This is a genomic window from Haloarcula sp. Atlit-120R (assembly GCF_003665885.1).
GTDB lineage: Archaea > Halobacteriota > Halobacteria > Halobacteriales > Haloarculaceae > Haloarcula > Haloarcula taiwanensis.
Window position 1 is genome coordinate 18,770 of the sequence record NZ_QPLN01000011.1, and the last position, 20,064, is coordinate 38,833.

35 protein-coding genes are annotated in these 20,064 nt (G+C 62.3%); 7 read left to right on the forward strand and 28 right to left on the reverse strand.

Going from position 1 to position 20,064, the window contains the following annotated elements; genetic code table 11:
• The first annotated feature begins 2 nt into the window (after positions 1–2).
• The 5 genes from DVK01_RS20360 to DVK01_RS20380 are packed head-to-tail and all read left to right on the forward strand — an operon-like array spanning position 3 to position 5,252.
• On the forward strand, positions 3–230 hold the full coding sequence (locus DVK01_RS20360) for a hypothetical protein (protein WP_121538616.1): 228 nt from the start codon (positions 3–5) through the stop codon (positions 228–230).
• Positions 220–1,191 (forward strand): PspA/IM30 family protein, encoded by a 972-nt coding sequence (locus DVK01_RS20365; RefSeq protein ID WP_121538618.1) that lies wholly within the window; start codon positions 220–222, stop codon positions 1,189–1,191. Before DVK01_RS20360 ends, DVK01_RS20365 begins: the two co-directional genes overlap by 11 nt.
• Positions 1,191–3,032, forward strand: coding sequence for a hypothetical protein (locus DVK01_RS20370; RefSeq protein WP_121538620.1), 1,842 nt, complete (start codon positions 1,191–1,193; stop codon positions 3,030–3,032). Before DVK01_RS20365 ends, DVK01_RS20370 begins: the two co-directional genes overlap by 1 nt.
• Positions 3,025–4,866 carry a hypothetical protein gene (locus tag DVK01_RS22670; protein WP_233562825.1) on the forward strand — a complete coding sequence of 614 codons (1,842 nt, stop codon included), beginning with the start codon at positions 3,025–3,027 and terminating at the stop codon, positions 4,864–4,866. The genes DVK01_RS20370 and DVK01_RS22670 overlap by 8 nt, the downstream gene beginning before the upstream one ends.
• A gap of 2 nt (positions 4,867–4,868) precedes the next feature.
• Positions 4,869–5,252, forward strand: a complete 384-nt coding sequence (locus tag DVK01_RS20380; protein ID WP_121538622.1) for a hypothetical protein — start codon at positions 4,869–4,871, stop codon at positions 5,250–5,252.
• A 120-nt stretch (positions 5,253–5,372) separates the two neighbouring features.
• Here DVK01_RS20380 and DVK01_RS20385 read toward each other — a convergent pair whose 3' ends face one another.
• The gene (locus DVK01_RS20385; RefSeq protein ID WP_121538624.1) at positions 5,373–6,134 is read right to left on the reverse strand and encodes a hypothetical protein; all 762 of its coding nucleotides are present in this window, start codon (positions 6,132–6,134) and stop codon (positions 5,373–5,375) included.
• A 224-nt stretch (positions 6,135–6,358) separates the two neighbouring features.
• On the opposite strand from DVK01_RS20385, the gene DVK01_RS21945 reads away from it, so the two are divergent.
• On the forward strand, positions 6,359–6,505 hold the full coding sequence (locus DVK01_RS21945) for a hypothetical protein (RefSeq protein WP_158598791.1): 147 nt from the start codon (positions 6,359–6,361) through the stop codon (positions 6,503–6,505).
• A gap of 14 nt (positions 6,506–6,519) precedes the next feature.
• Here the strand turns inward: DVK01_RS21945 and DVK01_RS20390 are convergent, their stop codons facing one another.
• The 26 genes from DVK01_RS20390 to DVK01_RS20515 form a co-directional block, all read right to left on the reverse strand.
• Entirely contained in the window at positions 6,520–6,783 is a 264-nt protein-coding gene (locus tag DVK01_RS20390; protein ID WP_121538626.1) for a hypothetical protein, read from the reverse strand.
• Between the two features lie 252 nt (positions 6,784–7,035).
• Positions 7,036–7,806 (reverse strand): HNH endonuclease, encoded by a 771-nt coding sequence (locus tag DVK01_RS20395; protein ID WP_121538628.1) that lies wholly within the window; start codon positions 7,804–7,806, stop codon positions 7,036–7,038.
• 173 nt (positions 7,807–7,979) lie between these two features.
• On the reverse strand, positions 7,980–8,381 hold the full coding sequence (locus tag DVK01_RS20400) for a hypothetical protein (RefSeq protein ID WP_121538630.1): 402 nt from the start codon (positions 8,379–8,381) through the stop codon (positions 7,980–7,982).
• Positions 8,378–8,923, reverse strand: coding sequence for a hypothetical protein (locus DVK01_RS20405; RefSeq protein ID WP_121538632.1), 546 nt, complete (start codon positions 8,921–8,923; stop codon positions 8,378–8,380). The genes DVK01_RS20400 and DVK01_RS20405 overlap by 4 nt, the downstream gene beginning before the upstream one ends.
• Positions 8,920–9,399, reverse strand: coding sequence for a hypothetical protein (locus DVK01_RS20410; RefSeq protein WP_121538634.1), 480 nt, complete (start codon positions 9,397–9,399; stop codon positions 8,920–8,922). The genes DVK01_RS20405 and DVK01_RS20410 overlap by 4 nt, the downstream gene beginning before the upstream one ends.
• Positions 9,396–9,899 carry a DUF1643 domain-containing protein gene (locus tag DVK01_RS20415; RefSeq protein WP_121538636.1) on the reverse strand — a complete coding sequence of 168 codons (504 nt, stop codon included), beginning with the start codon at positions 9,897–9,899 and terminating at the stop codon, positions 9,396–9,398. Before DVK01_RS20415 ends, DVK01_RS20410 begins: the two co-directional genes overlap by 4 nt.
• Entirely contained in the window at positions 9,896–10,303 is a 408-nt protein-coding gene (locus DVK01_RS20420) for a hypothetical protein (RefSeq protein WP_121538638.1), read from the reverse strand. Before DVK01_RS20420 ends, DVK01_RS20415 begins: the two co-directional genes overlap by 4 nt.
• A complete protein-coding gene (locus DVK01_RS20425) occupies positions 10,300–10,605 on the reverse strand; it encodes a hypothetical protein (RefSeq protein ID WP_121538640.1) in 306 nt (101 codons plus the stop codon). Before DVK01_RS20425 ends, DVK01_RS20420 begins: the two co-directional genes overlap by 4 nt.
• The gene (locus DVK01_RS20430) at positions 10,598–10,990 is read right to left on the reverse strand and encodes a hypothetical protein (RefSeq protein WP_121538642.1); all 393 of its coding nucleotides are present in this window, start codon (positions 10,988–10,990) and stop codon (positions 10,598–10,600) included. Before DVK01_RS20430 ends, DVK01_RS20425 begins: the two co-directional genes overlap by 8 nt.
• Complete coding sequence (locus tag DVK01_RS20435) at positions 10,987–11,568, reverse strand: hypothetical protein (protein ID WP_147435213.1); 582 nt, start codon at positions 11,566–11,568, stop codon at positions 10,987–10,989. Before DVK01_RS20435 ends, DVK01_RS20430 begins: the two co-directional genes overlap by 4 nt.
• A complete protein-coding gene (locus DVK01_RS20440; protein WP_147435214.1) occupies positions 11,561–11,920 on the reverse strand; it encodes a hypothetical protein in 360 nt (119 codons plus the stop codon). Before DVK01_RS20440 ends, DVK01_RS20435 begins: the two co-directional genes overlap by 8 nt.
• Complete coding sequence (locus tag DVK01_RS20445; protein ID WP_147435215.1) at positions 11,913–12,269, reverse strand: hypothetical protein; 357 nt, start codon at positions 12,267–12,269, stop codon at positions 11,913–11,915. The genes DVK01_RS20440 and DVK01_RS20445 overlap by 8 nt, the downstream gene beginning before the upstream one ends.
• Positions 12,262–12,693 carry a hypothetical protein gene (locus tag DVK01_RS20450; RefSeq protein WP_121538650.1) on the reverse strand — a complete coding sequence of 144 codons (432 nt, stop codon included), beginning with the start codon at positions 12,691–12,693 and terminating at the stop codon, positions 12,262–12,264. The genes DVK01_RS20445 and DVK01_RS20450 overlap by 8 nt, the downstream gene beginning before the upstream one ends.
• On the reverse strand, positions 12,690–13,409 hold the full coding sequence (locus DVK01_RS20455) for an N-acetyltransferase (protein ID WP_121538652.1): 720 nt from the start codon (positions 13,407–13,409) through the stop codon (positions 12,690–12,692). Before DVK01_RS20455 ends, DVK01_RS20450 begins: the two co-directional genes overlap by 4 nt.
• Positions 13,406–13,810: a hypothetical protein gene (locus DVK01_RS20460; protein WP_121538654.1), complete on the reverse strand. Its 405-nt coding sequence runs from the start codon at positions 13,808–13,810 to the stop codon at positions 13,406–13,408. Before DVK01_RS20460 ends, DVK01_RS20455 begins: the two co-directional genes overlap by 4 nt.
• Positions 13,803–14,513: a hypothetical protein gene (locus tag DVK01_RS20465; protein ID WP_199722402.1), complete on the reverse strand. Its 711-nt coding sequence runs from the start codon at positions 14,511–14,513 to the stop codon at positions 13,803–13,805. The genes DVK01_RS20460 and DVK01_RS20465 overlap by 8 nt, the downstream gene beginning before the upstream one ends.
• Positions 14,510–14,731, reverse strand: a complete 222-nt coding sequence (locus DVK01_RS20470) for a hypothetical protein (protein ID WP_121538656.1) — start codon at positions 14,729–14,731, stop codon at positions 14,510–14,512. Before DVK01_RS20470 ends, DVK01_RS20465 begins: the two co-directional genes overlap by 4 nt.
• Positions 14,728–16,002 (reverse strand): hypothetical protein, encoded by a 1,275-nt coding sequence (locus DVK01_RS20475; RefSeq protein WP_121538658.1) that lies wholly within the window; start codon positions 16,000–16,002, stop codon positions 14,728–14,730. The genes DVK01_RS20470 and DVK01_RS20475 overlap by 4 nt, the downstream gene beginning before the upstream one ends.
• The gene (locus DVK01_RS20480; RefSeq protein WP_121538660.1) at positions 15,995–16,204 is read right to left on the reverse strand and encodes a hypothetical protein; all 210 of its coding nucleotides are present in this window, start codon (positions 16,202–16,204) and stop codon (positions 15,995–15,997) included. The genes DVK01_RS20475 and DVK01_RS20480 overlap by 8 nt, the downstream gene beginning before the upstream one ends.
• Positions 16,197–16,433 carry a hypothetical protein gene (locus tag DVK01_RS20485; protein WP_121538662.1) on the reverse strand — a complete coding sequence of 79 codons (237 nt, stop codon included), beginning with the start codon at positions 16,431–16,433 and terminating at the stop codon, positions 16,197–16,199. Before DVK01_RS20485 ends, DVK01_RS20480 begins: the two co-directional genes overlap by 8 nt.
• Complete coding sequence (locus DVK01_RS20490) at positions 16,430–16,729, reverse strand: hypothetical protein (protein ID WP_121538664.1); 300 nt, start codon at positions 16,727–16,729, stop codon at positions 16,430–16,432. The genes DVK01_RS20485 and DVK01_RS20490 overlap by 4 nt, the downstream gene beginning before the upstream one ends.
• Positions 16,726–16,905, reverse strand: a complete 180-nt coding sequence (locus tag DVK01_RS20495; RefSeq protein ID WP_121538666.1) for a hypothetical protein — start codon at positions 16,903–16,905, stop codon at positions 16,726–16,728. Before DVK01_RS20495 ends, DVK01_RS20490 begins: the two co-directional genes overlap by 4 nt.
• A complete protein-coding gene (locus DVK01_RS20500; protein WP_121538668.1) occupies positions 16,902–17,237 on the reverse strand; it encodes a hypothetical protein in 336 nt (111 codons plus the stop codon). Before DVK01_RS20500 ends, DVK01_RS20495 begins: the two co-directional genes overlap by 4 nt.
• Positions 17,234–17,488, reverse strand: coding sequence for a hypothetical protein (locus DVK01_RS20505; RefSeq protein ID WP_121538670.1), 255 nt, complete (start codon positions 17,486–17,488; stop codon positions 17,234–17,236). The genes DVK01_RS20500 and DVK01_RS20505 overlap by 4 nt, the downstream gene beginning before the upstream one ends.
• On the reverse strand, positions 17,485–17,916 hold the full coding sequence (locus tag DVK01_RS20510) for a hypothetical protein (protein ID WP_121538672.1): 432 nt from the start codon (positions 17,914–17,916) through the stop codon (positions 17,485–17,487). Before DVK01_RS20510 ends, DVK01_RS20505 begins: the two co-directional genes overlap by 4 nt.
• Positions 17,913–18,194 carry a winged helix-turn-helix domain-containing protein gene (locus DVK01_RS20515; RefSeq protein WP_121538674.1) on the reverse strand — a complete coding sequence of 94 codons (282 nt, stop codon included), beginning with the start codon at positions 18,192–18,194 and terminating at the stop codon, positions 17,913–17,915. The genes DVK01_RS20510 and DVK01_RS20515 overlap by 4 nt, the downstream gene beginning before the upstream one ends.
• Positions 18,195–18,384: 190 nt before the next feature.
• On the opposite strand from DVK01_RS20515, the gene DVK01_RS20520 reads away from it, so the two are divergent.
• Positions 18,385–18,603, forward strand: coding sequence for a helix-turn-helix domain-containing protein (locus DVK01_RS20520; protein ID WP_158598793.1), 219 nt, complete (start codon positions 18,385–18,387; stop codon positions 18,601–18,603).
• Here DVK01_RS20520 and DVK01_RS20525 read toward each other — a convergent pair whose 3' ends face one another.
• A complete protein-coding gene (locus DVK01_RS20525; RefSeq protein WP_121538678.1) occupies positions 18,604–19,902 on the reverse strand; it encodes a tyrosine-type recombinase/integrase in 1,299 nt (432 codons plus the stop codon).
• Positions 19,903–20,064 lie beyond the last annotated feature (162 nt).

Genomic DNA, 20,064 nt, shown 5'->3' on the forward strand with positions numbered 1-20,064 from the left:
TCATGGACCAGATAGACGTTACACTGACGCCCAACGGCCACGGGGCACAGCCGTACTTCTCGCGGGACTTCCTGCGGGATTCGGCGTGTCCGCTGTCCCAGGGCGAAGAATGCACCGCCCGGCTTATCCCGAACATCGGGATCTTGCTAACGCCGGGCCACGACACCGAGCAGTATTGCGTACAACCAACCAGCACCGGAAGTATAGGTGGTGAGACCGATGACCGGTGAGCGACTGAAAGCGTTCTACGACATCGTCACGAACCCCGACCGATACCGGAGTGCCGACGACGACCAGCGCGTCGACCTCGAGGACGCCGCCAACCCGAGTACGTGGCGGGACGAAACCAGCGCGACGCTGCGGGACCGACTCGCCAGCCGGAAGCGACTGTTCTTCCTGTTCGGGTACTTCTTCGTCGTCGGTGGCGGCCTGTTCGCCGTCTACAGCAGCCGGTTTCTCCCGGGACTCACGGGCAACCCAATCGTTCGGGAGTTCATCAAGTGGCTGGTCGCTGTGCCCGTCCTCATCTGGATTGGAATGCGCCTCATCAAGTCGAAACTCCAGCACGTCGACTGGCTGGTGTTGCTCATCCCGAAATCTGAGACCGACGGCGGCGGCCTCGGCTTCTACGTCGGGAACCGGACCGAGGACTCCGGTGGCAACGCTGTATTCGAACCGCTGAAAGGCTTCTCGCTGGCCGGGCTGTCCGGCCGACCGCTGACGCTTGCGGACCTGGCTGATGACTGGCAACGCCAGTGGTCCAAGCAGGGCCGCGAGGCCGACGACCAGGCACGCATCCGCATCGAGGACGCACTGCACTCGGACCGGGAGACGTTCGTCGGCCGGATCACCGCCGTCCTCTGTGACGGGCTCGTGCTCGACGAATTCGGCGCGGAGTCCGACGTGGTGACGAAGCCACCGAAGATCGTCGATCCCGAGCGGTATCGCGACCTCGCAGAATCGCTGGCGGACCTCAAACGCTCGCTGCAACAGACCGAAACGGAGTTAGACAACGTGAAAGACGACCGTGACAAGTGGCAGACTCGCGCCAAGCAGAACGAACGCGAGATCCGACAGCGTATCGTGAAGACACACAGCGACCTCGCCGAGGCCGGGATGGTCCCACGTGGACAGGCTCGGCCCCAGCAGTCAGCTGGTGAGCGAGTGATGACCAACGGGGGCAGTGACTGATGCGCGGCCTTCGAATCCTACTGACCGCGCTGTTGCTCGTCAGTGCTGTCGCCGGCGTCACCGGTCCAGCCGCAGCGTCACCCGCTGACTGTCAGGCGATGAGCGCGTACGAGAGTACCGATGCCTATCGGCAGTGCCTCGTCGAGAATACGACTGCCGAGGAGGTGACGGACATCGTCCACTCCAACCCGTCGACGTCGTCGCAGAAACAGATCGACGCGGTGTACGCGATCTCACCGCGCCACGACGACGAGTTCGGGTTTAACCAGACCCAGAAAGCACACATCACCGACTGGATGACCTGGGAGAAAACCGGTCTCCAACCGGCGTGGTACAACGAGAGTCAGGCGAACAGTACTGACGGTAGCGACTCGGAAACTAGCGGGCCCACGGCCCGACAGGCGAGTGTCGCCATCGAAACCCCGGGCTACGTCGGTGAGACATCGACGCTCCGGCAGAACAACGAGACCATCTACGTGATGAACGGCACGCAGGCCACGCTCCAGCCCCAGAACTTCGACGCCGAGAACGTCATCGGCTTCGGCGTCGTTGGCAGTCAGGGCCAGCTCACGTTCAACGACCGCATGGGTGTCTTCGAGTACGACACGAACGGCGTCGTCGGGAGCGCTGAACTCTACTGGGAAGTTGAGGAACAGGTGCGGACCGACAACGGGACCGAGACCGTCCGCACGCGCTACGTCACGACGGTTCGGTCGGAAGGAAACACCAGCTACGAGCACTACCAGAGCGGCGAGATTGACGAGATGCGCACCGACGCGGCGAACTGGTCCGAATGGGAGAGTTCACTCGTCGGGATCTACGGCAGCGGCGTCGATATCCAGCAGCAAACCCAGAAGGCTGTCGAACTATCGAAGCTCGCGAACAACCCGCTGGCGGCGCTGTCCGGCAACTTCACCGGCCTCGTCGTCGCGCTGTTCGTCTCGCTGGGTGGGCTCCTCATCCTGGCGCTGTTCGGAACCTTCCACCTCGTCACGCGGTTCTCGGACATCCAATACATCCACCGGAGCGAGTCGCTGAAAGCCGAGGAGAAGGACATCGACGACAAGGCCCGCGAACTCAACTGGCGCGAGAAGATGCGCTCAGTCGCCAAGTGGGACTGGTCGGATTTCTTCGGGGATTTGGTGGCGAGAGCGTACCAGGCCATCGGTCGGACGCCCTTCGACGGGTTGAAGCGACTCGTCGCAGCCCGACGGCCCCGGAACCTCGTCGATCACCGCATCCAGGCGATGGGCCACGACGGCTACGTCGGTGTTGTCGAGCGTGAGGACGTCTCGGCTGACGGCGGCGACGATAGCGAGCGGGCCATAATCGACGCCCGCGTTGCCCGATCGGAGACCGTGGCCGACGACGTGGAGACGGTCGACCTGACCGGCCTCGACGAGGACGAACACGAGCAGTTCCTCGAGGCGCTGGACTGGAACGACCAGACGCTCTGGAACTACGACCTCAGCGACACCGACGCGACGCCGGCAGACATCACAGTCGAACAGGCCCCGATGTCGCTGGAAGAACTCTCGGACGCGCTGGGTGCGGACCTGATGCAATTCGATAGCCGTCAGCACTGGGGCCAGTACCTCCTGGAGTTCGTCCAGTTCGTCCGCGAACACGACATCTGCGACAACGAGGGGCGACCGGACGACATCCAGCTCGTCCTGAACGAGTGGATGGACGCCGACGACATGCTCTCGGATGGCTTCGAACTACCGCACTTCAAAGCCGAATCCGAAGCTCTGGAATGGGCCGTCCAGCACAGCGACCCTGTCGAAGAGGCCGACCGTACCATCGAGAACGTCAAGAACGGGGTGCCAGCCGATGACTAACCTGTTGTTGCAGGCCGGTATCGACCTTTCGACGGGTGGGGTTACGGCCGCCCAGATGGCCTTCGCCGTGGGCCTGCTCGTCCTGTTCGGGGCCGCCCTCGTCGCCGGGAGCTATTTACTCCAGTTTTCCGGCTTGCCAGAAGAGCAGACACGCCAGAAGAAGGCCCTGCTCGGCCAGCGGGAGGCCATCGAGGCGACGACACTGCGACTCCACGCCGACGATGATCTCGACGCGATGGGTGACGAGATTCGGGCGCTGTTCGACGGCGACGGGCCGGACGTTGAGGAGGCGTCGCTGCGGACGGCCGTGGGTGCCGTGCGACAGGAACTCGGCGACGCGTGGGGGAGCTACGCGACGGCTATTCCGCGGCTTGCACGCTGGCTGCTGGAGTTGGCCGTCGGGCTCTCGGTGACGGCGGCGCTCGTACACGTGTCCGTTGCGACGTACCGAGACATCTTCGCCGGCGGCGACGGCGTGAGCGTCGACGAGTTGTGGCTCGACACGCAGTGGGCGGTGGGCGAGTTCGTCTCGCTGACCGTCGATGCGTTCGGGGCGTTCCCCTACGCCGATTTCATCTGGGCGCTCACCTTCGCGTACGGAGTCCAGGCCGCGTCGTGGGTGTACGACCACCCGCTGGCCGTCATCGCACTGTTACTCGCCAGCGCTGTCGCCGTCATCCTGCTCGACCGACGAGCGCCGGAAGCCCGAGACATATCGGTCACGTCGCGGTTGAGTATCTGGACAGTCGTCGTCGGTGCCGTCGGCGTGTGGCTTGCCGGTGCGGTCCCCGCGGCACTGGGATCACTCGCCGGTATCCCGCGGGTCGGCGCACTCGTCGGGCTAGTGTCGGCGGCTGGGGTGGCGCTGGTGTTCGGCTACCTTATCGGCCGCAGCGTCGTCCGTGATACTCGGGCGCTCGTGCGAGCGCACAACGACCCCGACAGAGAGACAGTCGCGTATCTCGTCGCTCGTCGGCTGGGTGTGACGGCGGCCGCCGTCGCTGCACCGCTTATCCCGGTCTACCTCATCGCTGCCGTTGCGACCGGGCAACTGTCAGGGATAGTCGGTGCGTTCCTCGCCGGGTCGGTCGCCGTCCAGGCCGCCGGTGGGTTGCTGGTCCTGCTGGTGCTGGTCGTCGGTGCGTGGGTCACCCGCGGCGCTGTCCCGGACCTCCGGGCTGCACTCGGGAACCTCGCGGCCGATACCAGCGTCCGGCTGGCCGTGTTCCGTCGCGGCGTACCGATTGTCGCGATGGTGACAGTGTACTTTCTCGCGCTTGGCTTCGGGCTGCCGTGGTTCGTCGCCGGTGTGTTTGCACTGGTAGCCGGTGTCGGCACACGGGGCGCGTACTACCTGTTCCGGCGGATTCGGTACCGAGCGACAGAGATGGAGTCGCCCGAGCGGACACCATCGCAGGTCCAGGTGCGGGCCTATCGACTGTCGACAGCCGACGGCGAGCGCTACTACGCCAGCGTCAACTCACACGAACTCGCCCACGAGGACGCCGACACGCTGACCGACGCTGTCTGTCGGGTCGCTGGAAGTGTTTTCGAGGGCGACAGTCCCGGCCCGTCCGTCGAGCACGCCTTCGCCGAGGACCTGCTCCGTTTCGGCATCGTTGACGTCGACGAGACCGAACGGAAACTCGAAAAGACAGCCGAAGAGGAAGCCGAGGGGAAGATGCGCTCGAAACACGGCCGCTACCCCGCGGAGAAGTTAGAAGAGCGCATTACCCGGCGCGTCCCCGAACACATCTGGCGTGAGGTGAAGCACGAGAAGCGCCTGCGTGGCGAGTGGACGAAACGCGACGGCCACCTCGTGTTGCGTGGGTGACGATGGTCGACTTCTTGCTGGTCGGGCCGATAGTGCTGGGCTTTGTCGCTGGCTACCTCGCCCGTGACATCCAAACCCGCGACGACGGTCCCGACGAGATCGAGGCGTTCCTCACCGACCGCGAAGCCGAGCTGCGCCAGCGCTACGAGACCACCGAGATGGACTACGTCGAGTTCGGCGAGCGGATTGCTGTCGTCGAAGATCCCGACACGGAGCGCATCATGCGCGACGCGACCGACGTTGACGGGATCGGACCGAAGACGGCGTTTCGTATCGCGGAGTGGTTCGACGGCTGGGCCGCGTATCGCGACGCCGACGGGGAGGGGCACCGGGAGGTCAACGGCATCGGTCCGAACAAGGGGCGGGCGTTGGCACGGCGGCATTGAGCTAACCAACAAAGGTTGCGGAATGGAGTTTTGTGTTGGTTAGCGTTTTGGATGTAATGGACGGCGCGGCTGGGCTGGTCTTCGTCGGCCCGGAGCCCGTCGAAGCCCACGCTAGGGAGATTAGAAGAAGGATTCGCTAACCTGCGCGAGTCCGTATTCTGTGTCCGTGGTGGCCTCTGCGACCACATCTCCATTCTGGAGGATTTGGATTGTCAACGTCGCGCTACTGTCGTCTTGTTTCTGTGCATTGGCCGAGATGATCTGAACGTCTGACTCATCAATTTCGATGGTTGTCGTGCCCGATCCGTCCACCGACCGGCTCGCCGATCCACCATCTGCCGTGATCGAGAGTGAGCCCTGCCATTCGGCGTCGTACTGGATTCGGACCTCATAGGTCGGTTCAGCCGGTTCGGGCGCGGGAGTTGGGGTCGGTTCTGGGGTTGGCGTCGGGGTTGGGGTTGGCGTTGAAGTTGGTGTCGGGGTTGCAGTCGGCGTCGGAGTCGATGTAGGTGTCGGCGTAGGTTCGGGGATTGGAGTCTGCGTCGCGGCCGCTGTTGGCGTAGGTGTACTGGTGTCAGTCCCGGGCGCATCTGCCGCACCGCCGTCGGTGGCCTGCTGCGTGTTGCCACCGTCACCACTCCCGCCGAAGATTGCACCAAAGGCCGCGAATAGGACAATGATATAACCGAAGGCAATCACGCCCGCGACGAGTCCGCCACTGGGCCCGATTCCAGGCAGCGCATCAAGCGTCTCAGCCCACCCGTAGCTGTTCCGCCAGACAAAGATACCGACAATGAAGGGAAACAGTGTCAGCCAGATTGGGAACGTTAGCACATACACCACCGCGACCACGAGGTTGCGTCCGGTTGACCCCGCAGCCATGCCTGGTAGCTTATTTGATATTGACATGTATTTGTATGGAACAGGGTGGGTAGTTAAAATTTCCCTCTGCTGACAAGAAGCTAACCAACACTCAGCGTAGTTCGGGCTTTTGTGTTGGTTAGCGCGTCACTACGGCCGTATGTACCGCGATAGGTACGCTCGGTAGTTTTAATATACAGACCCTCGCCGCCCGAGTGGCCGGCGATTGGGCCGGTCGTGACACAATGAGAAGGAAACGGTTGTTACAAGTCATCGCCGGGACTGCGCTGGTCGGGCTCGGCGTTGTGGGACGGGACGGACAGATTACCAACGCGGAACTCCAGACAGCGATAGACGGTCTAGAGTTGTTGGCGAAAGCAGCGGGGGCATAGCGAGCCGCTCCGCGCTATTTTTTCGATACTTCACCCGGATGCGGCACCCGCTCGACGCCCTCCGCCGGCCGATACTCCTCGCCGTCTTCCTCGACGTGGCCGTTGTTAGTGAGTGCAACCAGCGCGGTGAGTGTCTCGTCTGCGGTCAGCCGACCGTTGGCGGCACAGACCGTGAGGAGGCTCCGTTCGCTCGTCCACTCGCCCTGGAACTCGTTAGTCTGTGCGATCAGCGTGTTAAGTACCCGGCGTTCGGCCTCGGTCAGCTCCCGATCGGTCATTCACCAGCGATTGGGCCGCGCGTCGGATAGGTGTTATCGCCAGTAAAATTCAGGCCAGAAGGTTCATATCTGGCGGCAGGCGATGCTCAGTCACAGACACCACCCCTAGAATCCACTTTCGGTGTCTGTATACTTCACCCCCACCACCCCACTTCCGTCGGTTAATCTCTGCGTGAGGGACGCGTTGGATTGTCTAACCAACAAAATATGCTATGGATCCGTGTTGGTTAGAGCGGTACTGTCTTTAAATTGTTATCGGGAAAACATATTATCGTCAAGCAGTCCATACTCGTCTGGATTGTTTTGCACATCGGTTCCATACGGGTTTTCGATACGGTGCTTTACTCGCAGGTGGGCCGCTAGGTCAGCCTTCTCTTCTTCTGTATATACTGAATGGCAGTACCCACAGTGATACCGCTGGAATTCTGACGTTATTTCGAGTTTTTCATCAGTTTTTATACTTCGTTGACCTCCACTGGCTATTTCTGGTAGATCTTCACTGTCAATCTCATTCAGCACAATTGCGACAGGCGGGGTTTCTCTTGGCTTTTCGGGGAATATCCAATATCGAAGCGGGCCCCCATGCGTTTTGAAGAAGGATATGACCTCCTCTTCATCTTCAGTGAGTTGGTTTTCGAGATGCTCTGACTCAGGGAAGTGGCCTGAAATCAGCTCGTCAGGGCTGTAAGATATAAACTGGTAGAAGGTCATCTCTAAGCACCAGTTCTCAGTTGATACATGTGGGGACTGGGGGTGGAAGTCCCTGTCTTTCGTGTTAGTTGGCTTCAATTCTGTCCCCTCAACATCTAATCCCAAATCAGCGGACTCGTTTTCAGTAGCCTCGATACCCAGCCGCTGATAGAAGGAGTCATCATACAGTTTTTCTATGGCAGAGTGGCAGCTCGCACAAAGACCAACGAGGTTTTCCGGTTTATCACTGCCGCCATACCGCTTCGGAACAACATGATGAGTTTCCAAACTATTCGGCCGGTGGTCGCCGCAAATAAAACATTCAGAGGTCATTTTGCGTGCGAATGAGCATCTGGTTTGCTGAACGTGAGAGGGTTGTGCCCCGATAATTTAGACTCATATATGTGCTCTTTATCATCTTGACACATACCAGGATATATTCTTTTTGTACAATAAGGCTGATGTGGGACAGTAGATAGAATTTATACACTGAAAGTAGTGGTTTTTCACGTCTCTCCCTTTACGAAGTAGTCCTCGATATCACGCTGCTGGTCGCCCGCGCGTTCGTCGGACCACTGATACCCACAGCCGTAGCGACAGACGAACACGCCCCGGACGGCCGTCGTCGCCCGGCAGTTCGCCCCACAACGCGGGCAAAAGCCGATAGCCACCGTCGTCCGTGTGTCCGTTGGCTCGTTCCCCAGCGGCCCACGGGGCCACGTGTCCAGGCCCTCGACGCCGGGGAGCGTGTAGTCATGGGGCGGTTCCGAGAGTGTTTCCTTCTCTAGGGCGCGTTCCTTGTTGCCCTCGATGTCGACCCACCGCGTGACCAGATAGACCACGTCGGTCAGCGGCGAGCGCATCAGGCGTTTGCCCGTCCGGATGTTCTCGCTATCGTAGCGGCTCACGTGTAGTCCCCCACGGTGACCTGCTCGCGCTCAGTGGCGTCGCTGTGTTTCTGATGGCCGCACCGGGCACACTCGGGTTCGCCGTCCCGGAGCTTCCAGTACGTCCCCTCACAGTCCGGACACCGGTCGCCATCGGTGTTCGAGAGGTCCTCGGTGAAGTGGTCGGTCACCCAGATCGTGCCGCCCAGGCGATGCTCGGGTGGGTAGAATCGGAGGCGGCAGTCGTGCTTGGCGACCTCGTAAATCAGCTCCGAAGACAGCGAGCGCACATCCTGACTGTTCAGCCACACCGATTCGAGAACGACGACATACACTGGCCGCTCGGCCCCATTCCCGTCGCCGATCGTTCCTGACTGTTCAATGTATGCCGGCTTGAACTTCGTCGGAGACGGTTCAACAAACTCGCCGCCGATGGTCACTTGGTTTCCATACTTCGTCGTCTCAAACAGTGCGTTTCCATAGTCAAGACGGTCGTCATCGTTGACGATGTCAGGGCACCCGTTGATTGAGTCTCGGACTGCGGCGGCCTTGTCGGAGTTCATTCCAGCACCTCGCCGTTGACGAGTTCACCAGCACGGTCCCAGTCGTCGCGACAACCCTCACAGAGACCAACCGTGCCGTCCTCAACAGTCTCGTACACCCCAAGTGACCGCGTTCGGTCGCTGTGTCCACACCAGACACACCGGTCGCGGTCGCTGAAGGCATCCTGTTCGTCGGCGTAGTCCCACACTGTCTTCGAGTCGGGCGACCAGCGATAGGCCGACGACTGCGGGTGCATCGTCACGGGATTGTCGACGAGCCAGTCAACGACCCGCTCGCGATCCCAAACCTCGCCATGGATATATTCCCTGGTATGGACCGCTTCAGTGGCGAACCGAAGGGCCTGCCAGTCGCCCTCGTGGTAGCGAAGCCACGTCCAGCCCGTCATGCTGCCGTCCGCACAGACGTTGCCCGTAGTCTTGAGGTACTCCAGTTGATCGAGCGCGATATCGTGTTCGTCGAGGACGGCGTCGGTCATGCTGAATCCTCCAGTTCGAACAGCTCCGGTTCGGCATCAGCGGGTTGGTACAGCGGGTGGTTCGGATGGCCGTGCTTCGTCGTATTCAGCGCGTACAGATCGGCGTCGAGGTGCTCGACAACTTCGCGCTCGCGGTCAAGAAGATCGCCGTCGGTCCCCCACGCCACGATCACCTTGTCTGCCTCCTGGCAGATGGCTTCGAGATGGGCGTCGTTGTCCGGCCCGATTGGATCGTCGACGCCACGGAGGTCCTCGGGGTCCGAGGTTCGATACGCGAAGAGGTTGCCGACGACGAGCGTTCCGTAGCCCCAGTCCTCGGCGTAGCCGCGACAGCGCCGAATCGTTGGGTCGTCGGCGTTTTCATCGGCCGTCGATGGGTTCAGCATGATGAATGCCACCGTGGGCTTGTCCGTGTCCCACGTCCGCGTAAGTCGGTAGCGGTACTCCCGGTCGTCACTGAGCACCGCGTTCGAGCGATTGTCAACGGGCGTTTCTGTCATGCTGTCAGTCCCTCCCGTGAGAACTCGGTGCCGCAGTCGTTGCACGTCGACGGAACCAGAATCTCCAGTTCGACGTCGACGGACCCACACTCGGGGCAGGTCGTCGGCTCTGGCAGCTCCCCATCCTCGGTTGCCTCGAGCCAATCGCCGATACAGTGCCAGCGCTGTTCGCAACCCGGACAGTACGGCGAGCCCGCGCCCCAGCGCTCGGTCGTGCGATACTCCCGGCAGCAGCGACATCGGAAGTAGAACGGATGGACCATATCGGCGTAGGCGTCCCCGTCGTCCCTCATGAGCTTCCGGCCGACCCAGCCGTCGCGATACTCCGCGCGTATCCAGGCGTCGTCGTTGTCGTCGTCTTGGAGCGTGACTACGCCGTCAGCAGCGGTGCCCGAGACCGTCATGCGCGGATGCCCTCAGGGATGGTCAGGTCCAGCGGTTCGAGCCACATCTCGATCCGGGCGATCGCGGGCTCGGGGATGGCCTCGTGGTCGACACACCAGTCCGGGCCAGCCCCAAAGGAGAACGCGAAATCCACGACGCCGTCACCGTCCTTATCCAGCAGGTTGAACGTCCGGCCGCCGGCGTGGAACTCGATACCGCGGGCGTAGACCTCGCCGTCGCCAGTATGGGTGATGCTCAGGTCCTCGATGTCGGTATGCGACAGTGGCGGGATCGGCTGGCACAGGGTCAGTTCCTTAGGCATGGTCGGCCTCCGGCGAGTCGTCGCGGTGGCCAGGATGTACCGGTCCGCGGACGGTCCAGATGTCGTCGGTAACGACGTAGTCAACCGGGGTCCAGTACTCGTGGTCGCCGTCTCTCAGGTGCTTGACGGCCTCGTAGTGCTGGCGACACCCACCGGCTTTCTCTAGCCGCTTGATGATGGCGTCGCCGAGTTCATCCACAAGGACGAACCCGAACATCGGTTCGTCGCGGTCGGCGGCCAGCTCCGTAACGACGGCCCACTGCCAGCCATCGTATTCTAGCACCGTGCCGACGGCAATCTCGTTGACGTGGCCGTGGCACTCGACGAACCGCTGTTCAGCGTCCCTATCGAGGTCCACGTCCCAGCAGTCGATTACTTCGTTCATCGCCCGTCCTCCAAGGCCCGCCGGACGCGCCCAGTGTCAGCACACCGAAGGCACAGGTCCTCCTCGTGGTAGCCCGACCCGTGCGTGTCGATCCAGAACGTCACGCCGAAGACGGCCGTGAACTCCGCGTCGCAGCGGTCGCAGGTCTCGATCCAGTCCCGCACCAGCAGCGACGGATGGTCGCCGGGCTGCCACCAGTAGTTCGGGAACCGGCGGCAGTCGTCACAGCGATACTGAAAGTCGTCCATGTCTTCGCCGGGGCAGATATGCACGTCCTCGGTCGCCCCGCAGGCCGCACACACCGTGCCATCCTCGCCGAGCGGGTAGTCCGCGGGGCCGTAGCGGGCGGCGAGTTGCTGTCGGAGTCGGATGCGGCGGGTGTCGACAGTTTCCTCTACGGTCCACCCACGAACGCCCTGCTGGTTCCCGCCACAGCTCGGACAGCGTGCGAGTCGGGACGGCGTGTAGGGCGCTTCGACCTCGTGGCCGCAGTTGTCGCAGGTGTAGCCGACGATGGGCGTCCCGTCCTCGCGACGGTGGCGCGGCCAGGACAGGCGCTTCCGGGCAGTCTTACTCACCGTCATCACCATCCGCTCCGGTGTCGGTATCGGTGGGGCCGAAGTGGCGGCTGTCGTCCCAGTACGTATCCTCGCTCGGCGCTGTCGGAGTCCCGTACTCAAGGATGTGTTCGGCGCGTGGGTCGTCAGCCCAGACCCTCTCAATCGGTTCCACGTCGCTGTGAACGAGGTCCCAGTCCGAGACGTGGTCCAGACTGCCGAAGTCCACGCGAAGGGCAGCCTCGTCGACGGCGTCCTGTTCTACGTGGCCAGCAAGCACTGATAGGGACACTTCCACCGAGTAAGAGAGTTGCACATCGTACTTGTGACCGGCCTGCTGCTCGGGTTCGAGATGCCCACCGAGACTACTCACCGGCATCACCGCCCGAATCCTTCCCGACCGACCGTATCTCGACGGTGAAGTCGTCGTCACCGGCCTCGAACCGGAGCACACCCTCGTCGTCGGTGCGCTCGTGTTCGAACTCAACCTGCTGGCCGTCGACCTGGAAGGCATCATCCTCGTCGGCCCAGAACTCGCCGGAGACGTTGGTGATGCCCAAGCGTTCCTTGCCCGTGATGAACACCGACAGGACGCCGTTCTCGTCGCGATGGGTGACCTCTGCCCCGTCGCGGTAGCCGTCACGGAACTGTGCACGCTCGCCGTCGACGTAGACATCCATTGCCCCGTCCTCTGGGGTCGGGATGTGACCGGTCTTACTCACCGTCCACACCCCCGTAGCGCCGCTGGAGTCTGTCGAGTTCGCCCATCAACTCGCGCGTTTCCGAGAGCGAGAGGTCCGATACGTCGGCGAGCAAGCGCTCAATGGGGTCATACGAGCCGGTCGTGCCGGCACGCACGTCGTCGATAGCGCCGACCAGCGCCTCGATCTCCGTCTTGGTCAGGTCGCTGTTGCGCCCGTAGATGAGGTCCCGGGCATCCTCGTCGGACAGGCCCGTCTTGCGCAGGCGTTCGAGGTCTTCGGCCATCGTCGTGATGGCCTCGGCGGCCTCGGCGAGCGCGTCGAGCTGGGCGACAAACGCCTCGGCGTCCATCGTGGTTAGTTCATCGACGACGATCTCGTCGGGTCGGTCGTCGGCGTCCTGTACGAACAGTCGGTCGAAGGGAGTCTGTTGGTCTGCGTTCATGAATCTGCCTCGTAGCAATCGCTGGTTGGCGGGCGGTTCGGGAGTCGTCGGATGGGAATTGCGTCGCCGTCGAGTGCCCACAGCGTCGTCGGGCACGTACACTCGCGGTCGGTCGAAGGCCACGCGCCACAGTCCGGACACGACGAGCGTTTCGCGCCGTCGGTGTCGTCGGCGTAGTAGCGCTCGAAGGTCTGGACCGGCGTGAACCCGTAGCGCTCGAACAGCGGCCGGCTGGAGGGACGACCGTCGCGTTCCCAGCCGAAGGCGAACATCATGTCGGGGCCGCGTTCGGTGAGCCACGACAGTCGGGCCTCGAACAGTCGGCGGCCGATCCCGCGGCCCCGCCACGCCGGGTCGACAGCGCCCAGGAGCAACCAGCCGTTCCGGTCGCCGGCCAGCGCGCCAGCCGAGAATCTGCCTCGTGGCAACGCGTCGACGGTCTGGTCGTGAGTTCGCAGCGAGGCGACGCCACAGCCGATCCGGACCTGTTCGTGAGTCGCGACGTAGGCCGCCGCGTCGATCGGCGCGTCGGGCTCGTCGTCGGTCCAGCCCAGGATGTGCGCCAGCGGCCAGGGCAGCTGGTCGTTGCACCGATACTCGACGCCGAAGTAGTGCTCCCACTGTCTGGCGACGAAATACGCGTCGTCGCGCGTGTCGACCGGCCGGAGGTCCCACGCGCCCGGACGGCGAGTGGTGCCGGTGTCGGCGGCCATCATAGCGAGCGCTCCGCGGCCTCGTCGACGGCCTCGATGTCTACCACGTCGCCCTCGCGGCCGTGGCCGTTCAGCGCCGACAGTGCTTCGTCTCGGACGAGTTCGGGCACGTCGTCCCACGCCCGGAAGCCCATCGGATCGACATGACCGGGGCCGGGGCAGTAGTGCGAACAGTCGACGGCCGTGATCGTGCCCGCCTCAATGACGAACGTCCACTGGAGGCCGTTGTACTGCTCGATGGCCTCGCGTTCGTCGTTGACCGTCAGGTAGTGCGTGCCGACGTTGACGTGGTCCGCCGGCTCGGTTTCGGGCTCGGGGGCCGGCCGATCGAGTGCGTCGCCGACGCGATCGCCGTACTTCGTGTCCTCTCGGTTGACGCTGTTGAGGTCGTCGTGCTCAGACATCCCGCTCACCTCCGTCGGCGGCGAGTGTCGCATCTCCCAGTTCGAGCTGGGTTTGGTCGGTGGGGTTACCGGTCCCGGTTTCCTGGGTGGCCGCTTCGAGTCGGTCGAGGTAGTGCCAGTAGCCGTTCTGGAAGATCGTCGTCGTGTCCGCCGAGTCGAAGCCAGTCCGGTAGGCCCACGCCAACCCCTCAGCGCCGCTTGGGTTGCCGACGTGGGTCAGGAGATCTCGCTTGCGGGCTTCGCGAACGATTTCATCACCGTGGGCACGCAGCCAGCGTTTCGACCCGCCGACGAACACGCCCTGGCAGCCCTCAATCTGGTCCATCTGGTCGGTGATGGGGAGGCCCGGCTGGATGACCCAGTAGCGCATCAACTCGCCGCTCCGGAGCGGGAGCGGCTTGTCGTAGAGCCACTCGCGGTGTAGGTCGATGGTCGCTTGGGCGTCGCCGGGCACGTCCGGCAGCACGACGAAGTCCGGGTCCCGCGGGAGTTCGGTCAGGACCGTGTCCAGCGTGTTGACCCACACCTCGCCCTCGAAGGTGCCAGAAAACGCGCCGTTGTCGACGAAGTACGGGACTTCCGACGCGAGTCCGGAGACGGTCGTCTTCGCCGGCGTCCAGCACGCACCGTGGCTGTGAGAGGGGGCGTGCTCGCGGGCACGGCGGAGGTTGTCCGGCGACGGGCCAGAGTAGTAGACCCTCATCGCCATTCCTCCAAATCAAGAGGGTCTGCCGCCGCGATTTCGGTACTGTTCTCTCGTCGCTTCACGGCTGCCCTCCACATATCACCGTCATACCAGCCGCAATGCGGGCAGTCCATCCACTCTGCCACCCAGTCGCCACAGTCAGGACACGTGTAATGAGTGCCGTCCTCGTCCGAATGGAGGACTCTCAGTTGCTGGCTGTCGCCGGTGTCGCTCATGCGAACATCACCCGAACCCCGTTGAACTCGAACTCCACGGGCTGCCCGCACTCGGGACATTCCACCGGCCGGCCCGGGACGTGGATGCGGTTGTTCTCGTCGACAGACGCCGGCTCGTCCAGTTCGATGGTCTCCGGTTCGTGACCGCAGTACTCCGGGTCCGAGGGGCCGAATTGGTTGCTCGCAGCGACGCCACACTGGAACGTGACCTCGGTCTCACCAGCGAGGTGTTTCTCAGCTGGGCTTTTGAGGTCCTGGCCGCCGTCGGGAATCAGCGTCTGCTGCCCCTCGTCAGTCGTCGTGTGGTCCTCCGTGCATACGAGATTGCCATCCCGGGCAACATGCTGGGTCCGCTTACCGCACGTTTCACACTGCCGTGATCGGACAGCCTCGTAGTCTGAGGGTTCGATCGGACCATCAAACTGTGATCGGCCCGTCGCCTGGTCAGTATCTTCTATAGACTGCCCGCCGTCGGTGACCAGATTGTCATCGGGCTCCGGTGGGGCTGGATCTTCGCCGACCGCGTCGGGGTCGAGCCGATCAAGCCGAGCGGCAATCTGGTCGACGTCGACCTCCGTCGGCCCGTCGTCCTCGACCATCTCGCTGGTTGACGGGTCCGGGCCCTGGTCGCCAGTGTCCGTGTGGCCGTCGAACTCTTGGAGTGTCGTCAGGAACGCCCGAACGGTCCGGGTGTGGGGGTTGACGTCGTTGTTGAGGATGTGCGACCAGCGATTGTCCACGAAGCCGGCACACTCGCTGAGGTCCTTCATCGACAGGTTGGCCGCGGCCCGCATCGCATCGAGTTCCGCGATGGTTGGGATGCAGAAGGCGTCGGGGTCGGGGTCGGGCGTCCCGCCGTCGGTGACGAGTCTTTTCTGTTCGCTATTCTTCTCGGAAGCGTCCTGCGCTCTGATCGAATCCCAGCGGCCCTCCAGCCCGGACATCAGATCCGCCCAGAAGGCGTGCCGACCGCCATCCGGGAACGGATAGTTCGGGTCGCCAGGCGAGCAATTCGTGTACGTGACTCGGCTGTGGGCGCTCCCCAGCGCCGCGTCCACAGCATCGGCCGACAGTACTTGCCGGCCGCCGTCGGTGACCAGCCGCGTCTGTTCAGTAGATGATTCATCACTGGAGCCCTCGCAGTCGCGGCAGGTATCGGAATCCCACCATTCGAAAACGACGCCGCCGCAGTTCGGGCATGGTTCCGCGTAATCCTGTTCGAGCAGGCCGCGTTCTTTCTCCGCTGTGGCGCGGTCGATGAGGTCAGTCATCTGCCTCACCCCGTGTACAGAGGTCCGTCACCCACTCACGCAGGTCCTCGGCCAGCTCTTCGTCGTTGGTCGCTTCGGCGTAGCGAATCAGCGCTTCACGAGCCGCCGAGTCGGACTCGGGTTCGAGGACGAAGCAGTTCGGTACGGCTTCGCCGTCTTTGGAGACCTCGTACTTGTCGTAGAGGCCAGAATCCTCAGTCATCCTCGACCACCTCGAACTCGGCCTCGTAGGGGCAGATGGTCACGGAGTTCATCACGCCGAAGGGCATCTCGAAGCGTGCCTTCCGCGACGTTCCGATACCGCTGGGGTCGGAGATATCCGTACAGGTAGCCTCGAACTTCACGACGATAGAGCCGTTCTCACGGACACGAACGAGCACCGTGTCTCCCTCTTCGAAATCAAAGTCGGGCTCGTAGGTGTTCTCGCTCACGCTTCGAGCACCTCTGCGACGCCGGCCTTCTCCAGCCACTCGGTGTCGATCTCCGTCAGTTTGTCCTTGATTGCATCGCTGACGCGGTTTTCGTAGTCGTCTTCGTCGTCAAAATCAACGTAGCCGAGCGCCACCTGTTTGCCGACAACAACGAAGTCCTCCTGCTCGTGATCGATCTGATGGATTGGGGTCTCGTCGTTCTTTGAGGCGCGCGATAGCCGGCTATCGGTGATGCTGATGCCACCGACGCGGCTCTCGTCGTTATGTTCCGTAATGAGGTAGAAGTGCTTTCTCACGACTCGACCACCTCGGTTTCCTGCACGCCGTCTGCGCTGTCGAGGATCGCCCGTAGCGACTCGGCTTCGTCTCGGGTTTCGGCCACGATGCTGTAACAGTCGATCCCGGCGATCTGGACACGGACGTAGAAGTTGTACGCGCGGTCCAGCGGCGTGTCAGTGCCGTAGATGCTCACGAGTCGATCACCCCGATATCAGTGACCGAAATACCCTCTGGCCGCGACGGCCAGCTGAGAGTGACGCGCTGCCACGCGTTCGTCCACGAGCGGTCGATGGTGAGGCGGTACTCCGTTCCGTACCCCGACAGAACTACCTGCGAGTCCTGAGAAGTGATGCTCAGATTATCCGTTCTTTCTGGATCGGCGTCGACTTGCTCGACAGTGAGCGTTCGGTCAGCGTCCCAGTCGCCATGTGTTTCAACGTGGACGCGATCGCTTTCGGACAGGTTGGGTATCTGGTTCAGTTCCTCCTCAGACTTCGGCGGCGGGATCTCTTCGGTTTCGCTCATCGAAGATCGCCCTCCCCGAGGTAGTTTAGTTCCCCAGAGCGCGATACTTCGACCGTGTGCGTTTCCGGCGCATCTCCACCCCACTTCTTGTGTGCGAGTTTCTCAGCCTGTCTTTGAAGGTTCCCCGAGGGATGTTCGGACAAGTATTCAGACGGCTTTGGGCACTTGATTCCGAGGGTCCCGTTTTCTTTGAACGTTACTGCCACTTTCGCCGGGTAATACTCGTCTTCAGTTGGGACTTCGAAACTCATTGTTCTCGCTCCTGTAGCGGTTTAGGCAGATAATCTCGCCCGAAGCGACGCTTCGTCAGCTGGACACAGTTACCGCAGTAGGCCTCGGCGTCAGCGTGGTCGTAGCTGATGAGGTTGCGGAGGTTCTCGATACCGTCCAAGTCGTTTACTTCGATAGTGAGCCCGCACGTCGTGTCGACCATCTCAGGCCCGTGTCGAGACCCGCCGAAGTGAACCGTCCCGTTGGGGAGGTGAACCGCACTTGGCTCGTGGGGCGTCCAGTTGTGTGAGACTTCGTGTGCGAGGGCTTCGAGATCGTGTTCGTCCTCGATGTGCTCGACAATCCCTTCGACGCCGCCGTCGACTGGCTCGCTGCACAGTTCGCACGTGCGGTAGTTTTCGAGTTTGTACGCTCGGTCGTGTTCTTCAGTGGATGTTTGGAGTGTCATTCGTCGTCCCACCCCTCCAGTTCGTCGGCCAGTGTCTCGCCGTGGTCAGTCAACGCGTACACGCGCCCCTTCTTACGGTCCTCGTTGACCAGCAGTTCGACCACATCCTTCTCGCGGAGCTCGTTCAGCGCACGCGAGATGTGCGAGATGTCGTCGTCAGTACGGGCCGCGATCTTCGACGGCGTCGACGGGTGGGAAGTCAGCGCCGAAACCACTGCTTCGCGGTACCGGCTGCTGACAGTGTACGAAAGTCGATCATAGTCGACGTCTGTGCTCATGCCGTATCATCTGGATTGAATACCAGATTGCCATGGTTCGGGTGTGGCATATCTGTAAGATAGTGACCACTCCATTTAGGTGTTTTGGCACTTCGCAAAGTGAGAACGCAAAGCCGTATTTGATAGGTGTATTGCCAAGACTACTTGGCGGACCGCAACGTACAAACGCCTACTGGATATGGCTACGGGCATGACTATCGACGAGACCGAGAGCATGGTCGAACTGCTCGACTGGTTCGCTGAACAGCCCTGTTCCTGTGCCACGGTCGGTCACATCGCCGATGCTACAGGCTGGAGTCGAGAGACCGTTCGGGGGAATCTCAAACAACTGATGGCCGGCGGCTACGCCGAGCGCCGCTACAAACCGACCGGCGAGTATCGACTTATCGAAGATCCACGAGACGACTGACTACTCGCCGTCGAACGCTGCGCTCAATTTCTCTCGCATGAACTCGCGCCGCAGTTCGCGCTTTCGCTCGTCGGTCAGATAGTCCTCGAAGACCACCTTCGCGCTCGCACTCCCCTGTTCGTCCGCGATATCCTGAACGTGTTTCAGCAGGTCCTCGGTAGTCTGTGAGTAGGCGTCGTACCAGAACCGTCGGCCCATGTGTGGCTTCCGGGCGACGCCGTCGATCTCCTCGGGGACCCCGGCCTTCTCGGCGAGGTCGTGGAACCAGCCGGCGATTGTGGTCCCGTCAACGTGGCCGGTTTTCGAGCGCTCCGACGGGAACAGGTAGCCATCGACGCGGGAGAGGTGCCGGCGGGCCACGTCCTCGCCAAACACGATCGCGACGGTCCCCGGCCCGTTCTTTCGCTCGTCGAACTGGATGTACGGGTCGTCGGCGTCGAGATGGAGTTGGTCCTGGTGCAGCGCCGCGACCTCGCCGGCCCGCAGGCCCCAGCCCGCCAGTGCGACGACGAGCATCCGGTCGCGGCTGGTGATCGCAGCGTCGAACATTGCCCGAACGTGCTCGGGATCGAGGGCGACTGGGTCCGTGTCCGACGAGCGGGACCACGAGAACCAGTCCTCCGCACCGTTCGTCGGGTTGACCGTCGCCACACGCCGTTCCACGAGCCAGCCATACCACGTTCGGATTGCATCGTGGACGCGCGCGATAGTCGACTCAGCGTACTCACCGGACATGTAGGCGAAGGTCTCCCGGCAACGGTCAACGGCTTCGGTCTCGGTGATGTCGCTGTCGGCGTCGACGGGCGAGAGGAGATCGTCGGTGCCGTGGCGCTCTCGATAGGACCGGGCGTAGCGAGCGAGCCGATACCGGATGGTGTCGCGGGTGCTGTCCGTCCAGTCGTCTGCGGCCGATTGCTTGGCGTCGAGATACTCCTGAAAGGACTGGCGTGTCCCGTCGTGTTCGATATCCCAGTCGTAGCCGCTGGATTCGGTGTCGTAGCCCAGGGTTTCGGACCAGAACGTGGCGAACGTCGTGTCGTGGTACTCTTTCAGCGCGTACGTGAGCCCACGGAAGCCGTTGTTCGAGAGCCACTCGTAGGATGGCCTGTCGGTTTCGGGGTCGAAGCCGTCCCGCCGCAGCGCCGGCACGACCACGGCGTCATAGGCGTCGGCGAGCTGGGCCTCGGTCAGCAGCGTCCAGGGCACGTCGTCGGCGGAGTGCCACGGCTTCGTCCGCTCAATCCCGGGTGAAGCGTCGTGCTTTCCCGGTTCTGAATCTGAATCAGCCGATTTCGGCATACAGAGCTAAACACACTAAAACCTGATAGTTCTGTTGCCACAGCAGACCAGTACCAGACTTGTGTCTCAACGGTGGTTTGGCAAATATTGCTTTAAAGTGTGTATCGCTATACGGAATTGAAGGAGTGGCTACTGCTGTGGCCATCATATACATATATTGTA

What these genes read in the sequence shown, in the direction of transcription:
- DVK01_RS20410 (WP_121538634.1), bottom strand. Translation starts at nt 9,399, where the DNA reads ATGACCGACGCCGTCCTCGACGAACACGATATCGCGCTCGATCAACTG.
- DVK01_RS20415 (WP_121538636.1), bottom strand. Translation starts at nt 9,899, where the DNA reads ATGACAGAAACGCCCGTTGACAATCGCTCGAACGCGGTGCTCAGTGAC.
- DVK01_RS20520 (WP_158598793.1), top strand. Translation starts at nt 18,385, where the DNA reads ATGACTATCGACGAGACCGAGAGCATGGTCGAACTGCTCGACTGGTTC.
- DVK01_RS22670 (WP_233562825.1), top strand. Translation starts at nt 3,025, where the DNA reads ATGACTAACCTGTTGTTGCAGGCCGGTATCGACCTTTCGACGGGTGGG.
- DVK01_RS20505 (WP_121538670.1), bottom strand. Translation starts at nt 17,488, where the DNA reads ATGAGTTTCGAAGTCCCAACTGAAGACGAGTATTACCCGGCGAAAGTG.
- DVK01_RS20450 (WP_121538650.1), bottom strand. Translation starts at nt 12,693, where the DNA reads ATGAACGCAGACCAACAGACTCCCTTCGACCGACTGTTCGTACAGGAC.
- DVK01_RS20360 (WP_121538616.1), top strand. Translation starts at nt 3, where the DNA reads ATGGACCAGATAGACGTTACACTGACGCCCAACGGCCACGGGGCACAG.
- DVK01_RS20395 (WP_121538628.1), bottom strand. Translation starts at nt 7,806, where the DNA reads ATGACCTCTGAATGTTTTATTTGCGGCGACCACCGGCCGAATAGTTTG.
- DVK01_RS20430 (WP_121538642.1), bottom strand. Translation starts at nt 10,990, where the DNA reads ATGAACGAAGTAATCGACTGCTGGGACGTGGACCTCGATAGGGACGCT.
- DVK01_RS20455 (WP_121538652.1), bottom strand. Translation starts at nt 13,409, where the DNA reads ATGATGGCCGCCGACACCGGCACCACTCGCCGTCCGGGCGCGTGGGAC.
- DVK01_RS20420 (WP_121538638.1), bottom strand. Translation starts at nt 10,303, where the DNA reads ATGACGGTCTCGGGCACCGCTGCTGACGGCGTAGTCACGCTCCAAGAC.
- DVK01_RS20405 (WP_121538632.1), bottom strand. Translation starts at nt 8,923, where the DNA reads ATGAACTCCGACAAGGCCGCCGCAGTCCGAGACTCAATCAACGGGTGC.
- DVK01_RS20425 (WP_121538640.1), bottom strand. Translation starts at nt 10,605, where the DNA reads ATGCCTAAGGAACTGACCCTGTGCCAGCCGATCCCGCCACTGTCGCAT.
- DVK01_RS20510 (WP_121538672.1), bottom strand. Translation starts at nt 17,916, where the DNA reads ATGACACTCCAAACATCCACTGAAGAACACGACCGAGCGTACAAACTC.
- DVK01_RS20475 (WP_121538658.1), bottom strand. Translation starts at nt 16,002, where the DNA reads ATGACTGACCTCATCGACCGCGCCACAGCGGAGAAAGAACGCGGCCTG.
- DVK01_RS20525 (WP_121538678.1), bottom strand. Translation starts at nt 19,902, where the DNA reads ATGCCGAAATCGGCTGATTCAGATTCAGAACCGGGAAAGCACGACGCT.
- DVK01_RS20380 (WP_121538622.1), top strand. Translation starts at nt 4,869, where the DNA reads ATGGTCGACTTCTTGCTGGTCGGGCCGATAGTGCTGGGCTTTGTCGCT.
- DVK01_RS20385 (WP_121538624.1), bottom strand. Translation starts at nt 6,134, where the DNA reads ATGGCTGCGGGGTCAACCGGACGCAACCTCGTGGTCGCGGTGGTGTAT.
- DVK01_RS21945 (WP_158598791.1), top strand. Translation starts at nt 6,359, where the DNA reads ATGAGAAGGAAACGGTTGTTACAAGTCATCGCCGGGACTGCGCTGGTC.
- DVK01_RS20470 (WP_121538656.1), bottom strand. Translation starts at nt 14,731, where the DNA reads ATGAGCGACACCGGCGACAGCCAGCAACTGAGAGTCCTCCATTCGGAC.
- DVK01_RS20480 (WP_121538660.1), bottom strand. Translation starts at nt 16,204, where the DNA reads ATGACTGAGGATTCTGGCCTCTACGACAAGTACGAGGTCTCCAAAGAC.
- DVK01_RS20365 (WP_121538618.1), top strand. Translation starts at nt 220, where the DNA reads ATGACCGGTGAGCGACTGAAAGCGTTCTACGACATCGTCACGAACCCC.
- DVK01_RS20370 (WP_121538620.1), top strand. Translation starts at nt 1,191, where the DNA reads ATGCGCGGCCTTCGAATCCTACTGACCGCGCTGTTGCTCGTCAGTGCT.
- DVK01_RS20465 (WP_199722402.1), bottom strand. Translation starts at nt 14,513, where the DNA reads ATGAGGGTCTACTACTCTGGCCCGTCGCCGGACAACCTCCGCCGTGCC.
- DVK01_RS20390 (WP_121538626.1), bottom strand. Translation starts at nt 6,783, where the DNA reads ATGACCGATCGGGAGCTGACCGAGGCCGAACGCCGGGTACTTAACACG.
- DVK01_RS20500 (WP_121538668.1), bottom strand. Translation starts at nt 17,237, where the DNA reads ATGAGCGAAACCGAAGAGATCCCGCCGCCGAAGTCTGAGGAGGAACTG.
- DVK01_RS20460 (WP_121538654.1), bottom strand. Translation starts at nt 13,810, where the DNA reads ATGTCTGAGCACGACGACCTCAACAGCGTCAACCGAGAGGACACGAAG.
- DVK01_RS20515 (WP_121538674.1), bottom strand. Translation starts at nt 18,194, where the DNA reads ATGAGCACAGACGTCGACTATGATCGACTTTCGTACACTGTCAGCAGC.